Here is a 14,335-nt window from a genome sequence, read left to right as displayed (position 1 = left end):
CATTCAAATATAGAAAATGCCATTATAGTTACTCATGGAACTTTGGACAATTTTAAAGAAACTGAATTCAACAAAAAAAGAAATAATCTTTCATTGAAACAAATTGATGTTGCTCGAAATAATTTCTTATCACTTTCTGCGATTGCGAATTTGCTACTGTAACTATGCACTGTGGATTATTCAATTCTTTTAACGATTCAAAATTTTGAAGTTTGACCCCGTATATTTTTTTTTCAATTTTTTTAGGATTGTTGCATATCCAATAAAAACTTATTCCAAATTTTTTAAGTGTTTTTGCAATATACTTGCCTTTAAAACCGGCTCCCCAAACTGTTAAAGGTCTCTTTGCATTATAATCAAGCTCTAAGAAATATTTCATTTTTATGTCCAAGAAATAATTATGGGCATAATGTTTATGTGTTCTAGATGTCCTTGTGGGGTAGTCTCTCCAAAAGTGGAGAAGTTTGTCGGCTACCAAGCATTTCAAACCATGCTTATAAAATCTAAAAGCTAAATCGTAGTCCTCCGGATAGAGGTTTGGATTAAATCCTCCACATTTGTCAAGATCTGTTTTATGGACCATCCAACAAGGGGATGGAATTACACATTCTTTATAGATTTCATTGAAATTATTTCCTGATTTAATGAGCCTATTGAGCCAATTCTCATATCTTTTATAACCATCATTAATTCGTTTTTCTCCAAAATACTTTACCAATCCCAAAGCAATATAACCTTTACCCGAATTCTGTAATTGATGGAACATTATGCTTAATTTATCTTCCGCCATGATATCATCACTGTCCATCCGGGTTATAAAGTTTCCTGAGGAATGTTTGTAGGCTGTTCGTAAGGCCGCAATTATTCCTTTTCCTTCATTTTGAAAAACCTTAATACGGTCTTCCATTCTCAAAAAATTATTGGCGATTTTTAGACTATTGTCCTCCGAGTTGTCATTGACCAATAGTAACTCCCAATTTGAATACGATTGATTTATTACCGATTTTATGCATTCACCAATATACTGCTGTGTATCCTTAAATGGAGTTAAAATACTGATTTTTGGTAGTGACATTCGGTTAATATAACATATTTTTTAACAGTAAGTTATGCTAAATTAACCCATCTTTTTTCTATTTTTGCAACCCTTTTGAACATACTTTCATGAAACAATTTTTTGTGTATCTGTGCCTGACAACTTTAATTTTTGGTTGTAAGAACACACAGATAGTCACCGAAGATCTCGCCGATAGTTCCATCATTGTTGTGGATATCAATATAGCAAATACTAAAAAAGATAAGGTTCCGGTAGAAGTTAATCCAGGTAGATTTACAAAAGATACTGTTATATATAGGCTCCCTAAAGTAGTACAAGGCACATATGAGAATAGTGATTTTGGTCGATTTTTAGAGAATTTCAAAGCCCTTGATTATGCTGGTATGGATCTTCCGGTAACCAAAATAGATGATAATAGCTGGATGATTGTAAATTCTAGGAAACTAGATAGGCTTACTTATTGGGTTAATGATACTTTTGACTTAGAATCGGAAATGTCGGTTCCTTTTTCACCAGCAGGCACTAACATTGAGGAGGAAAATTTTGTGCTAAACCTTCATGGATTTGTTGGATATTTCGATTCCTTGAAAAACAACCAATATGCTTTAACCGTAACTGCTCCTAGCGATTTTACAAGAACTTCTGCCTTAGAGGAAATGTCTAAGAAAATTAGTGATGATGGTAAGTTGGTAACGTCAAGTTACTTTGCGAACAGGTATTTTGATATTACGGATAACCCAATGATGTATGGGAACTTAAGTGTAGAGGAGTTTTTGGTTGGCAATATTAAAATTGTTTTAAGTGTTTATTCTCCAAATGGCAAACATTCAGCTTCAGATTTAAAAGAAGCTATGTACAAAATGATGAAGGCCCAAAAGAATTATTTAGGAGATTTAAATAGTACACCTCGCTACGATATTTTTCTTTATTTATCTCCTGGGGATGCAAAGAGTCCACGTGGGTATGGTGCCTTAGAGCATCATAAATCTACTGTTGTGGTTTTGAGGGAGAATTCATCTAAGGAGGAGTTAGAACATTCGATGATTGATGTAGTCTCGCATGAGTTTTTTCATATAGTCACGCCATTGGCCTTGCATTCTGAAGATGTTCATTATTTCGATTACAATAACCCTACATTTTCAAAGCATTTATGGTTATATGAAGGAGTTACTGAATACTTTGCCCAACATTTTCAGGTTTATGAAAGCTTGGTAACTTCAGACGCCTATTATAAAACTCTTTTGAAGCAGATAGCGGTCTCTAAAAAAATGGATGATACTATGAGTTTCACTACAATGAGTGAAAACATCCTTGAGGAACCATATGCATCAAACTTTTATAACGTATACCAAAAGGGTGCATTAATTGGCATGTGTCTCGATATTTTAATGAGGGAAGAAAGCAGTGGGGATAGAAGTTTATTGGATTTGGTTAAAGACTTATCCAAAGATTATGGTACCGATAAACCCTTCGTAGATGATAATTTGATTGCTGAAATTGGCCAAATCACTTACCCAAGTGTTTCCAAGTTTTTCGACAAATATGTAATAGGAAATGAACCGATAGATTATTCAAAGTTTCTTAATAAAGTTGGTTTAATTATTCAAAAGAAAGAAGTTCCAACAAGTTACATTAGGTCTAGTTCTAGTTTTATTTTTAAATCAGACAAACAGACTGGCGAATTGTTATTTGCCAATAGCGTAAATGAGAATAGTTTTTGGAGAGATCAGAATATACAACCTAACGATGTGTTGATTTCTGTTGATGGAATAAAAGTTAACGATGAAAATGCCCGGGAAATTTTAGGCGCTTTGTACAAATGGCAAAGTGGGGATAATGTTACTTTTGAGTTTAAACATAACGACCAGGTTAAAACAATTCAAACAGTATTACCAACGACTTATACGTTCCAGGATACAATTGTTGAAATTCCGAATCCGACGTATGAGCAGATAATTGCCAGGAATGCTTGGCTTAACCTGAGTGAACCGGTTAACGAAATTGGAAATTAGATATAAAAAACAAACCCTGGATTAACCAGGGTTTTTTAATTTCTAATCTTAATATTTTGCTGATTTTCCGTTGGCAAGTGAACCTTTTATAAATTGTCTGAGATCTTCATTTGATTTTTCTAAATCTTCATTTCGCAGATACATCATATGGCCACTTCGGTAACCTTTAAAGTCCATACGGTCTTTAAATTTGCCGCTAGGATCAATCTGCCACATTGTGTATTTAGCATTGAAATAGGTTGTTGCACCATCATAATAACCAGATTGAACTAAGATTTTCATATATGGGTTTTGAGCCATGGCTTGGCCAATACCTTCACGGACATTGTCATTGTCGTTATTCCATGGACGTACGGGACCAAACATATTGTATTTAACATCTGTTTTAAAGTTTAAATGCTCGCGGATGTAATAGTTTATTGCAGGCGTAAATGAATGCAACCACGATGTTATTTCTGCATTATAATCTGGTCGCATGCCCGCGTCCATTCTATCGTATCCTAAATATCTAGAATCAAGTCGACCAATAGTCTGTCCTTTTTCTCTTAGCAGCTCCTTCCAAAAGAAACTCGTTGGAACATCTAGGTTGTGTTGAAGAATTACTTTTTTATCAAGACCTGAAAAATAACTCATTTTATTAGCTATCTCGTTACGTTCCGCATCGGAAATTGCACCCCCCTTTGCCAAAGCCGGAATTAATTGATTTATTGTGAAATCCTCGGATTCTGGTAATACTTCTAAAAGGTCTTTTTGCTGTAAGGTCGATGGTAATTGTTTATGGTACCATGCAGAGGCGGTATAATATGGCAGGTTTAAAGCAGATGAAACGGGACCTCCAGCACGTAATATTTTATAATCTGCTGGTGAAACCATGATAACGCCATTCAAATACATCCACTGGCTTTGTTGCAATTCTAATGATAAGCCCATCACACGGGTACCACCATAACTTTCACCAATAATGTATTTTGGCGATTCCCAGCGGTTGTGTCGTGTGGTAAAAGTGTTCATCCATTCGGCCAAATATTTAACATCTTCGTTAATTCCAAAAAACAGCTCTTTATCTGGCATATTTCCTTCCTTGTCTGGAACCATTCTAGAATAACCTGTATTAACCGGATTTATAAAAACTATGTCGGCAACATCTATAATTGAGTAGGGGTTAGACTTTGTTCCATAAGGTTGAACTGGGTATCCTTCATCGTCGATATTTAAAATTTCTGGACCAGTATAGGCAATGTGCATCCAAACCGATGCTGAGCCAGGCCCGCCATTGAATGAATAAATGATTGGCCGACTTGCTTTGTCCTTTACATTATTACGTGTATAATAGGTGTAATATAAAGTGGCAATAGGATTTCCCTCACTATCCCAAACAGGTTGTGTACCGGTTTCTGCAGTATAAGAAAAGGATACACCCTTAACAGTGGTATTATGGGTTGTAACCACCATCGTATCTATGGGAATTGATACTTTTTGACTAAAACCTAAAGAAATAGAAGCGAGCAGTAGTAGTAATGATATTCGCATATTTATTGAATTTAAAATGATATTATTTAAGTAATTAAAATTTTTCGAATACCCCTAGTCCAAAAAGAGCAAAATCATACTTAACAGGATCTTTTGGGTCCAGTTGTCTTAGCATCGAATCTAACTCGGCCAATGCTTTTGCATCATTTTGTTTACGTTTTAATAGTCCTAATTTCCTAGCAACATTTCCTGAATGCACATCTAAGGGACAGGACAATTCACTTGGGCTAATACTGTTCCAAATTCCAAAATCAACTCCCATTTGGTCTGACCGTACCATCCACCTTAAAAACATATTTATTCTCTTGGCCGCTGAATTTTTAAGTGGATCACTTATATGTTTGGTTGAACGTGATTTTTCATTTCCTTCAAAAAACACTTTTTTAAAATGATGTATACTAAATTGTAAGTTTTTATTGGTTTCAGAAATTTGGAAAACCCTTTCTAGCCCACCATTAAGTAGGTATAGGCGTTTTAAATTAATAATAAAATTTTGAAAATCCTTTCCATTAAAGGTGCGGTGCACAAAACCTTCTAGCCTTTTTAGGTCCTTTTCAGAATGATTTAAAACAAATTCGTAGGGAGCATAACCCATAAGTTGCATCATTCTATCTGCATTTTTAATAATACTTTTTCGGTTACCCCAAGCTATGGTTGCTGTTAGAAAGCCGGCAATCTCTATATCCTCTTTTAGCTGAAATTGATGTGGAATTTGAATGGGATCAGTTTCTAGGAAATCAATGGTGTTGTAGAGCAGAACCTTAGAATCTAGGAATTCCTTTAGTTCCAAGAATGACAAATCAGTATTTTTCTTAATCTGTTTTTTATTGGTCAACAATCTTTCCATCCACCATGGTTAATTTTCGGTCTGCCATATCAGCTAATTCCCTGTTATGGGTTACAATAACAAAGGTTTGCCCAAATTCATCCCTCAATTTGAAAAATAAATGATGTAGGTTGTCAGCAGATTCGCTGTCTAGATTTCCAGAAGGCTCATCAGCAAAGATTAAGTCGGGATTATTAATTAGTGCACGAGCAACTGCAACTCTTTGTTGCTCACCTCCAGATAATTCATTTGGTTTATGGTCATATCTATTGGTTAAACCCAAGAAATCGAGTAACTCTTTGGCTCGATTTTCTGCAATTTTTTTCTCAGTATTTTTAATGAATGCTGGAATGCAAACATTTTCTAATGCCGTAAATTCTGGAAGTAATTGATGAAACTGAAAAATAAACCCTAAATGTTCATTTCTAAATTTGGCCAAAGATCTGTCGTTTAATGAATTTATTTTGGTTTCATTTATTATTAATTCGCTCTCTTTTAGATTGGAAGCTTTATCCAAAGTTCCAAGAATTTGAAGCAGGGTCGTTTTTCCAGCTCCTGATGCACCCACTATAGAAACCACTTCACCTTTATTAATGGTTAGGTCAACCCCTTTTAAAACATGTAAATCGTCGTAATACTTATGGATATTCGTGGCAGTAATCATATAAATTTCCTCAAGGATGTTCGAAAATAATATTTTAAAAATGAGATAGCGCTTAAAAAGGTTTATTTTTAAGAAATATTAAACGATTCTTAGTGCTATGGAAGAATACAGCATGCAGGCCAATGAAAAAATAAGTTCCTTTTATAAAGAAATCATTGGGGAGGTGGGAGAGAACGTTACTCGCGAAGGTCTACTAAAGACTCCTGAAAGGGCGGCTAAAGCCATGCAATTTCTTACCCAAGGGTATGAGCAGGATGCAGAAGCAATACTCCGGAGCGCCATGTTCAACGAATCTTATAATGAAATGGTCATAGTAAAGGATATTGAAATCTATTCTTTATGTGAACATCATATGTTGCCCTTTTATGGAAAAGCCCATATTGCATACATACCAGATGGTAAAATTGTTGGCCTAAGCAAAATACCGAGAGTGGTGGATGTATTTGCTAGAAGATTACAAGTGCAGGAGCGTTTAACCGAGCAAATACTTGATTGTATCAATAATACCTTAAATCCTCAAGGGGCTGCAGTTGTTATTGAGGCAGCCCATATGTGCATGATGATGCGAGGAGTGCAAAAACAAAATTCTGTTACTACAACCTCTGGCTTTAGAGGGCAATTTCAACACAATGAAACTCGAAACGAATTCTTAAAGCTAATTGGTTTTAGGCTCTCTTAAAATTGGTATACTAATTGCAATAAATAAGGCAATTAATACCATTACCAATGATAAATTTTCAAAACTTAAGTAAAAATCAAAAACTAGCCCTTGGTGTACTTTTCGATGCCATCGGTATGGTTACGTTTATCGATATAATTTGGGCCCCAGCTTCTGCATATTTAATGACAAAAATGTATGCTGGTCGTAAAGGTAGAATAGGTGGTATACTCTCATTTATTGAGGAGATATTACCTGGAATGGATTTCATTCCGTCCTTTACTATTATGTGGTTATACACTTATGTATTTAGTCCTCAGAAAAAGGTTCAGACTATAGAAGTAAAATCGTAACTAGTTTATAGAAAGCGAAAGGCTGCCAACGGCAGCCTTTTTTATTACATATGTTCTAAGATATTATCGTCGACTAATTCGGGTATTGTTACCTGAAGATTTGGTCTGCGCATCATTTCTCGCTTAATTGCAAACATTGCCTCATCATTACGTGCCCAATTTCTTCGGGCAATTCCATTTGTAACATCATAGAACAGCATATTCGAAATATTGGTTCTTGCATTTTCACTTCCGTCTAATAGCATACCAAATCCTCCGTTAATGACTTCGCCCCAGCCTACACCACCACCATTGTGGATGGAAACCCAAGTAGCTCCCCTAAAACCATCACCAATAACGTTATGTATGGCCATGTCAGCAGTAAATTTACTTCCATCGTAAATATTACTTGTTTCTCTGTAAGGAGAATCGGTACCACTTACGTCATGATGGTCTCTACCAAGAATTATCGGACCTGAAATTTTACCAGATTTTATCGCTTCGTTAAATGCCAGGGCAATTTTCTCACGACCTTCTGCATCGGCATATAAAATTCTAGCTTGGCTACCAACTACTAATTTATTTTGCTCTGCTTCCTCAATCCAAATTATGTTATCCTGTAATTGTTGCTGAATTTCTTCAGGTGCATTTAATTTTATTGATTTTAAAACTTCTGCCGCGATCCTATCTGAGGTTTGTAGATCTTCTGTAGTTCCCGAACAGCAAACCCATCTGAATGGTCCAAACCCATAATCGAAACACATTGGCCCTAAAATATCTTGAACATAAGAAGGGTATTTAAAATCGATACCATTCTCTGCCATTACATCAGCACCGGCTCTTGAGGCTTCCAACAAGAAGGCATTTCCATAATCGAAGAAATACGTTCCACGGGCTGCATGTTTGTTAATCGCATTAGCATGTCTTACAAGACTTTCCTGTACTTTTTTCTTGAATTGTTCAGGATCAGATTTTATTAATTCATTGCCTTCCTCAAAAGAAATTCCGGCTGGATAATATCCACCTGACCATGGATTGTGCAAAGAAGTTTGGTCTGATCCTAAATGGATATAAACATTTTCATCATAGAATCGTTCCCAAACATCTACCACATTGCCGATATAAGCAATACTTACAATCTCTGAATTTGTTATAGCCGTTTTTGTACGATTTACTAATTCATCCAAATCTCCCAAAATTTCATCAACCCAACCTTGTGAGTGACGTTTATGAGCTGCTTCAGGATTAACTTCGGCACAAATTGTAATACAGCCTGAAATGTTTCCTGCTTTTGGTTGCGCACCACTCATACCACCTAATCCAGCGGTTAAGAAAATTTTTCCGGCAGGAGTTTCTCCTTTTGGAAGACATTTTCTAAAAGCATTCATAACCGTTATTGTAGTACCATGAACGATACCTTGTGGACCAATATACATATAGCTGCCCGCTGTCATTTGTCCATATTGGGTAACTCCTAAGGCGTTATATCGCTCCCAATCATCTTGTTTTGAATAATTAGGAATCATCATGCCGTTTGTGACAACAACACGAGGTGCATTTTTTGATGATGGAAATAATCCCATAGGATGTCCTGAATACATATGGAGGGTCTGCTCATCTGTCATTTCAGACAAATATTTCATCGTCAATAAATATTGAGCCCAATTTTGAAAAACCGCACCATTACCTCCGTAAGTAATCAGTTCTTCTGGGTGTTGAGCAACGGCAGGATCTAAATTATTTTGAATCATCAACATGATACCAGCTGCCTGTGCACACTTAGCAGGATATGAATCTATTGGCCTTGCAAACATTTCATAGTCTGGCATAAAGCGATACATATAAATTCTGCCATAATCCTTTAATTCTTGGTAGAATTCTGTGGCCAATTCCTTATGCCATTCAGGCTTAAAGTATCTTAATGCATTGCGAACCGCCAATTTTTTTTCCTCTGTGGAAAGTATATCTTTTCGAATAGGTGCATGAGACACCTTATTGCTTCGAGTTTTTTTTGGAGGTAAATTATTTGGAATACCTTGGGTTAACTCCTTGGTTATATTTATCTGCTTATGTACTTCATTAACTTGCATAATGTGATAATTTCTTATTAATAGGTTTGAAATTCTTCCTTATGAATTTCTACCTCCTCTAATTTTCCAGATTGCAAACAATTTTTATACACTTTTTCTAAAGTACCAGTTGAAATTAATTCCCCGGCTTTAAATATGTCTTCTGCAAAAACACGGTCTTCGTCGGCAAATGAAATTTCATTTCTTATGGCTTCGTAAAGTTCCTCTAAAAATTCACTAGACCTTAATTGATCTCTAAATTCGAAAGCTTGCGCGGCTGTTAACAATTCAATAGATTGAATTTTTTCAACATTACCAATAATTTGAAGTGCCTTTCTGCCTGAAATAGAACCCATGCTTACGTGATCTTCTTGACCAAGTGAGGTTGGTATACTATCGGCACTTGCAGGATGACAAAGAGATTTATTCTCACTAGCCAATGCAGCTGAAGTGTACTGAAGAATCATGTATCCAGAATTGATACCTGTGTCCTTTAGTAACAGTTTTGGTACTTCTTTGTAACGTCCTTCAATGGCGAGGTAAATCCTTCTGTCAGCAATGTTTCCTATTTCTGAAGCAGCTAATGCAGCATAGTCTAAAACCATTGCTAGTGGTTGGCCGTGGAAATTTCCACCACTTATAGTTAGGTCCTTATTGAAAATTATTGGATTATCCGTCACAGAATTCAATTCTACTTCTAGTAATTCCTTTAAATGCAACCATGCATTTCTCGAAGCTCCATGAACTTGAGGCATACATCTTAAGGAATAGGGATCTTGAACGCGGTCACAATCTTCATGGGAATTGAGAATCTCCGATCCCTTCAAAAAGTTATAAATTCTTGCAGCTACATGTTTATTACCCTTAAATGGACGCAATTCGTGTAATTGTGAGTAAAAAGGTTTGTTAGAACCTCTTAGGGCATCTACCATCATTGCTCCTATCATATCTGCTCTATCTAAACAGTTATGTAAACGATCAACGGCCACCACAGCATGGGCAGCAATAAATTGTGTTCCGTTAATTAGTGCCAGCCCTTCTTTTGGTCCAAGAGTAATTGGACTCAAATTAAATTTTTCGAGTATTTCAGACGCCTCAAAAATTTCACCTCTAAACCTAACTTGACCAAATCCGATTAACGGGAGAAATAAATGGGAAAGTGGGGCTAAATCACCACTTGCTCCTACAGAACCTTGCTCTGGTACCATTGGCACAACTTGATTGTCTATGTGCCAAATAATACGTTCCAAAGTATCTTCTTTAATTCCTGAAAACCCTTGCGCAAGGGCTTGTACCTTTAATACCATCATTAAAAGAGATAAGGTGTCATCTAGAAAATTTCCAACACCTACGCTATGGCTCTTTAAAATATTGGTTTGGAGTTTTACAGTTTCAGATTTAGAAATTCGGGTTGTACATAAAGGACCGAAACCTGTGTTTATTCCATAAACAGCTTCATCACCGTCAGCAATCTCTTTAACTATGGATTTACTTTTTAAAATACCCTCTTGGGTAGTTTCATGGATTCTTCCTTTAATTGTCCCATTAGCAATAGCCAGTGCTTTGCTAGCAGTTAAGTAATCTTTAGCGTAATAAAATATATCCATTTAATGCTTCTAAAATTGTGTGCCTGTTATTAATAACTAGAATTTAAACCAATTCTCAATTTGTCCATATTTGGGAGTATAATTTCTAAATTCAAAATCGTTCTTTGAAGAATCATATTCGTAATTCTTACCCCAAATTGCTGCATTTTCTGCCACCTCCCGTATAGAATTACAAATATAAGTCACTTCAGAATTTCTCATGGTTGGATGTATGGACATTCTTATCCAGCCTGGACGATCTTTCAAACAACCGGAAAGGATTTTTTGTTCAATTTCTTTTGAAGTATTCCTATCTACATTCAACAAATAATGGCCATATGTACCGGCACAGCTGCATCCGCCTCTAGTTTGTATACCAAATCGATCGTTAAGTAATTTTACAATAAGGTTGTAATGAACATCTTCTATGTAAAATGAAAAAATACCAAGGCGATTTTCATGTTCCCCGGCCAGTAGTTTTAGATTCGGAATAGATTTTAAATTTTCAAAAATAATCTCATTGATTTCCTTTTCTCTATTTAAAATATTCCTGACACCCATGGCCTCTTTTAATTTTATTGCCATGGCAGTTCTTATGGTCTGCAAAAATCCAGGAGTTCCACCATCCTCACGGGTTTCAATATCCTCGATATAATCATGTTCTCCCCAAGGATTCGTGTATAAAACCGTTCCTCCACCCGGATTATCAGGAATTCTATTTTTATAAAATTTCTTATTGAAAATAAGAACCCCGCTAGATCCAGGCCCACCTAAAAACTTATGTGGTGAAAAGAATATTCCATCGAGTTGCTCCATTTCATTTTCTGGATGCATATTAATTTCCACATAAGGAGCAGAACAGGCAAAATCGACAAAACAAAAAGCATTATAGATGTGGGCAATGCTTGCAATTTTGTGATAATTTGTTTTTATTCCTGTTACATTACTACAGGCAGTTATCGAAACAATTTTGAAAGGATGATCTTGATATTGCTTTAAAAGATCTTTAAAATTATCGTAGGAAATAAGACCATTTTCATCTGGCGGTACCACTATAACTTTGGCAATAGTTTCGCACCAAGTTGTTTGATTGGAGTGATGCTCCATGTGTGAAACAAAAATAATAGGCCTTTCTTCCTCAGGTATTGTAAGTTGTGATTTAAAATGCTCTGGAAGTCGCAATCCCAAGATACGTTGAAGTTTATTTACCGCACCCGTCATTCCTGTTCCAACCGTAATTAAAACATCTTCATCGTTAGCATTTACATGTTGCTTAATAATTTTTCTGGCTTTATTATAGCCATTGGTCATTACGGCACCAGTATAAGATGTTTCAGTATGGGTATTGGCAACTAATGGATAGACATCATGGAAAAATTTTTCCTCGATTAAGGAAAAATTTCTGCCACTTGCCGTCCAATCAGCATAAACCAAAGGTTTTGTTCCAAAAGGAGTATCTATACTGTCATTAACACCTATTATTTTAGACCTGAAACTCTCAAAATATTCCTCAAGTTGACTTTTCTTAACTTGAGTGTTGGTTTCGGGGTTATTTGAATTAAAAAGCGTTGAGGCCTTTCTTAAGCCAGTTGTGATAGTCTTCAACATCGGGATTATAAGCTGATGGTTCTGTTAATAAATTTTCTTGAGTATCAATCAATACATAGAATGGCTGAGCATTCGCATTATATTTAAGTTGCTGAAATTCACTCCACTTTTGCCCAATATTTCTAAAAGGCTTACCAGAGAGTTTGGAAATTTGATTTTCGGCATCCTCTAATTGCCTTTTGTCATCCACATACAGAGAAATCAATACCAAATCGTTGGTTAGAGTTTCTAAAATAGCTGGATCTGACCAGACATTGTCTTCCATTTTTCTGCAGTTCACACAGGCAAAACCAGTAAAATCAATTAGCACAGGTTTATTTATAGATTTAGCATAGGCCATACCTTTTTCATAATCTGTAAAGGATGGTATACCATGTGGACCTTCGTGTGCTCCATCCGGGAAAGAATTATGGTCTGTGACATTAGAAACACTAGACCCTCCAACTCCTTTTGGAGATTCGCTATAATTTAATGGTGGAGGAAAACCACTGATTAGTTTTAATGGTGCACCCCAAAGACCAGGAATTAAATAAATTACAAATGCTAAAACAAGCAATGCCAAACTTAACCTTCCTACTGAAATATGCGGAATCGGACTATCATGGGGCAATTGTATTTTGCCAAGTAAATAGAAACCTAAAGCTCCAAAAATCGCAATCCAAATTGCTAAAAACACTTCACGCTCTAACCAATGTAATTGCAATACAAGGTCTGCATTTGATAAAAATTTAAATGCTAAAGCCAATTCCAAGAACCCTAAAACAACCTTAACTGTATTTAACCAGCCACCAGATTTAGGAAGTGAATTTAACCATCCAGGAAATGCAGCAAATAAGGCAAATGGTAAGGCAATTGCCAATGAAAATCCGAGCATGCCAACAATTGGGGCAATTCCACCTTTTGAAGCAGCTTCAACCAATAAGGTGCCAACTATAGGACCGGTACATGAAAATGATACAATTGCCAAAGCCAAGGCCATGAATACGATTCCGATTAAGCCACTTCGGTTAGATTGAGAATCAATTTTGTTGGCCCAGGAATGTGGTAAAGTGATTTCAAAAGCACCTAAAAAAGAAATCGCAAAAACCACTAACAATAAAAAGAAAATAATATTGAAAGTAACGTTAGTGGACAACCTGTTCAAGGAATCAGCTCCAAATATTGCCGTTACTACGGATCCCAACAACACATAGATTGCAATGATGGAAATTCCATAAATTATTGCATTCTTAATACCAGCGGCCTTAGACTTACTTTGCTTAGTAAAAAAGCTTACAGTTAATGGTATCATAGGGAATACGCACGGAGTTAACAATGCTGCGAACCCTGACAAAAAAGCTATTATAAATATTGTTAAAAGGCCTTTGTTGGATTGTTGGTTTTCGGCCCTAACCTCTGAGACTGTTTCTTCCTTTTCAACTTTAACAGGTGTGGTTTCCTTCTTTTCTGTCTCTACGGTTGAATTATCACCTAATAAATTGAAATTTAATTCTACATAGGTAGGAGGAAGACATCTTTGGTCATCACACACCATAAATTCAACTTCACCCTTTATATTAGTTGGTTCGTTAACAAACCGAATATTTTGGGTGAATGTGGTAGAGTTTTCGAAGAATGTAATTTTCAAATTGAATACAGGATCATTAACTGTATGACCTACCTCTTCAACAGTTTCTCCAACTAATTCAAAATTTTCATTTGTTTCGAAGGTAAAAGTTGTTGGGATAGGCCCTCCATCAGGGACATTTTGGGAATAAAGGTGCCATCCTTCATCAATATCAGCCTTAATAAGTAATTGGTATTCTTTGTCACCAATTTCTTTAATATCTGTTGACCATGATACTGGTTCCAAAATTTGGGAAAAGGCAACGGTTGAAAAAAGTAAAATGAAAATTTTGAGAAGTTTAATCATTAGTACTGAATATTTAGTTGTTAGTCGAATTATGATTTTTTCAATTGGGTGAAAAATTACATCCTTTAGAATCATAGACGT

11 protein-coding genes are annotated in these 14,335 nt (G+C 35.8%); 3 read left to right on the top strand and 8 right to left on the bottom strand.

All coding sequences use genetic code 11. The annotated features are described in order from the left end of the window. Window positions 1-67 precede the first annotated feature (67 nt). A complete protein-coding gene (locus ISU00_RS16110; protein WP_228851700.1) occupies window positions 68-1,075 on the bottom strand; it encodes a glycosyltransferase family 2 protein in 1,008 nt (335 codons plus the stop codon). A gap of 89 nt (window positions 1,076-1,164) precedes the next feature. Between ISU00_RS16110 and ISU00_RS16105 the strand changes: the two genes are divergently transcribed. Beyond that, window positions 1,165-3,069: a M61 family metallopeptidase gene (locus ISU00_RS16105; RefSeq protein WP_228851699.1), complete on the top strand. Its 1,905-nt coding sequence runs from the start codon at window positions 1,165-1,167 to the stop codon at window positions 3,067-3,069. Between the two features lie 48 nt (window positions 3,070-3,117). Here ISU00_RS16105 and ISU00_RS16100 read toward each other — a convergent pair whose 3' ends face one another. The 3 genes from ISU00_RS16100 to ISU00_RS16090 are packed head-to-tail and all read right to left on the bottom strand — an operon-like array spanning window position 3,118 to window position 6,089. Next, window positions 3,118-4,599 (bottom strand): S10 family peptidase, encoded by a 1,482-nt coding sequence (locus ISU00_RS16100; protein ID WP_228851698.1) that lies wholly within the window; start codon window positions 4,597-4,599, stop codon window positions 3,118-3,120. 34 nt (window positions 4,600-4,633) lie between these two features. Further along, window positions 4,634-5,398, bottom strand: a complete 765-nt coding sequence (locus ISU00_RS16095) for a TIGR02757 family protein (RefSeq protein ID WP_228853751.1) — start codon at window positions 5,396-5,398, stop codon at window positions 4,634-4,636. A 25-nt stretch (window positions 5,399-5,423) separates the two neighbouring features. Beyond that, window positions 5,424-6,089 (bottom strand): ABC transporter ATP-binding protein, encoded by a 666-nt coding sequence (locus ISU00_RS16090; RefSeq protein WP_228851697.1) that lies wholly within the window; start codon window positions 6,087-6,089, stop codon window positions 5,424-5,426. A 97-nt stretch (window positions 6,090-6,186) separates the two neighbouring features. Between ISU00_RS16090 and folE the strand changes: the two genes are divergently transcribed. After that, window positions 6,187-6,768: a GTP cyclohydrolase I FolE gene (gene folE, locus ISU00_RS16085; RefSeq protein ID WP_228851696.1), complete on the top strand. Its 582-nt coding sequence runs from the start codon at window positions 6,187-6,189 to the stop codon at window positions 6,766-6,768. A gap of 47 nt (window positions 6,769-6,815) precedes the next feature. Next, a complete protein-coding gene (locus ISU00_RS16080; protein ID WP_228851695.1) occupies window positions 6,816-7,100 on the top strand; it encodes a hypothetical protein in 285 nt (94 codons plus the stop codon). Window positions 7,101-7,144: 44 nt separating this feature from the next. Here the strand turns inward: ISU00_RS16080 and ISU00_RS16075 are convergent, their stop codons facing one another. From ISU00_RS16075 to ISU00_RS16060, 4 genes are read right to left on the bottom strand one after another with little or no spacing between them, the layout of a single operon-like run. Beyond that, on the bottom strand, window positions 7,145-9,169 hold the full coding sequence (locus ISU00_RS16075; protein WP_228851694.1) for a urocanate hydratase: 2,025 nt from the start codon (window positions 9,167-9,169) through the stop codon (window positions 7,145-7,147). 17 nt (window positions 9,170-9,186) lie between these two features. Continuing rightward, complete coding sequence (gene hutH, locus ISU00_RS16070; RefSeq protein WP_228851693.1) at window positions 9,187-10,755, bottom strand: histidine ammonia-lyase; 1,569 nt, start codon at window positions 10,753-10,755, stop codon at window positions 9,187-9,189. 36 nt (window positions 10,756-10,791) lie between these two features. Further along, window positions 10,792-12,342, bottom strand: a complete 1,551-nt coding sequence (locus ISU00_RS16065; RefSeq protein WP_228851692.1) for an aminotransferase class V-fold PLP-dependent enzyme — start codon at window positions 12,340-12,342, stop codon at window positions 10,792-10,794. After that, window positions 12,293-14,254, bottom strand: a complete 1,962-nt coding sequence (locus ISU00_RS16060; RefSeq protein ID WP_228851691.1) for a protein-disulfide reductase DsbD family protein — start codon at window positions 14,252-14,254, stop codon at window positions 12,293-12,295. Before ISU00_RS16060 ends, ISU00_RS16065 begins: the two co-directional genes overlap by 50 nt. Window positions 14,255-14,335 lie beyond the last annotated feature (81 nt).

Source organism: Aegicerativicinus sediminis, assembly GCF_015476115.1.
In the GTDB taxonomy this organism is placed as follows: domain Bacteria; phylum Bacteroidota; class Bacteroidia; order Flavobacteriales; family Flavobacteriaceae; genus Aegicerativicinus; species Aegicerativicinus sediminis.
Note: the sequence above shows the minus strand (reverse complement) of the source record. Positions and strands in the feature narration are given on the sequence as shown.

Bases quoted from the DNA above. Each gene is read 5' to 3' on its own strand.
- ISU00_RS16110 (WP_228851700.1), bottom strand. From the start codon at position 1,075: ATGTCACTACCAAAAATCAGTATTTTAACTCCATTTAAGGATACACAG.
- ISU00_RS16105 (WP_228851699.1), top strand. From the start codon at position 1,165: ATGAAACAATTTTTTGTGTATCTGTGCCTGACAACTTTAATTTTTGGT.
- ISU00_RS16100 (WP_228851698.1), bottom strand. From the start codon at position 4,599: ATGCGAATATCATTACTACTACTGCTCGCTTCTATTTCTTTAGGTTTT.
- ISU00_RS16090 (WP_228851697.1), bottom strand. From the start codon at position 6,089: ATGATTACTGCCACGAATATCCATAAGTATTACGACGATTTACATGTT.
- folE (WP_228851696.1), top strand. From the start codon at position 6,187: ATGGAAGAATACAGCATGCAGGCCAATGAAAAAATAAGTTCCTTTTAT.
- ISU00_RS16080 (WP_228851695.1), top strand. From the start codon at position 6,816: ATGATAAATTTTCAAAACTTAAGTAAAAATCAAAAACTAGCCCTTGGT.
- ISU00_RS16075 (WP_228851694.1), bottom strand. From the start codon at position 9,169: ATGCAAGTTAATGAAGTACATAAGCAGATAAATATAACCAAGGAGTTA.
- hutH (WP_228851693.1), bottom strand. From the start codon at position 10,755: ATGGATATATTTTATTACGCTAAAGATTACTTAACTGCTAGCAAAGCA.
- ISU00_RS16065 (WP_228851692.1), bottom strand. From the start codon at position 12,342: ATGTTGAAGACTATCACAACTGGCTTAAGAAAGGCCTCAACGCTTTTT.
- ISU00_RS16060 (WP_228851691.1), bottom strand. From the start codon at position 14,254: ATGATTAAACTTCTCAAAATTTTCATTTTACTTTTTTCAACCGTTGCC.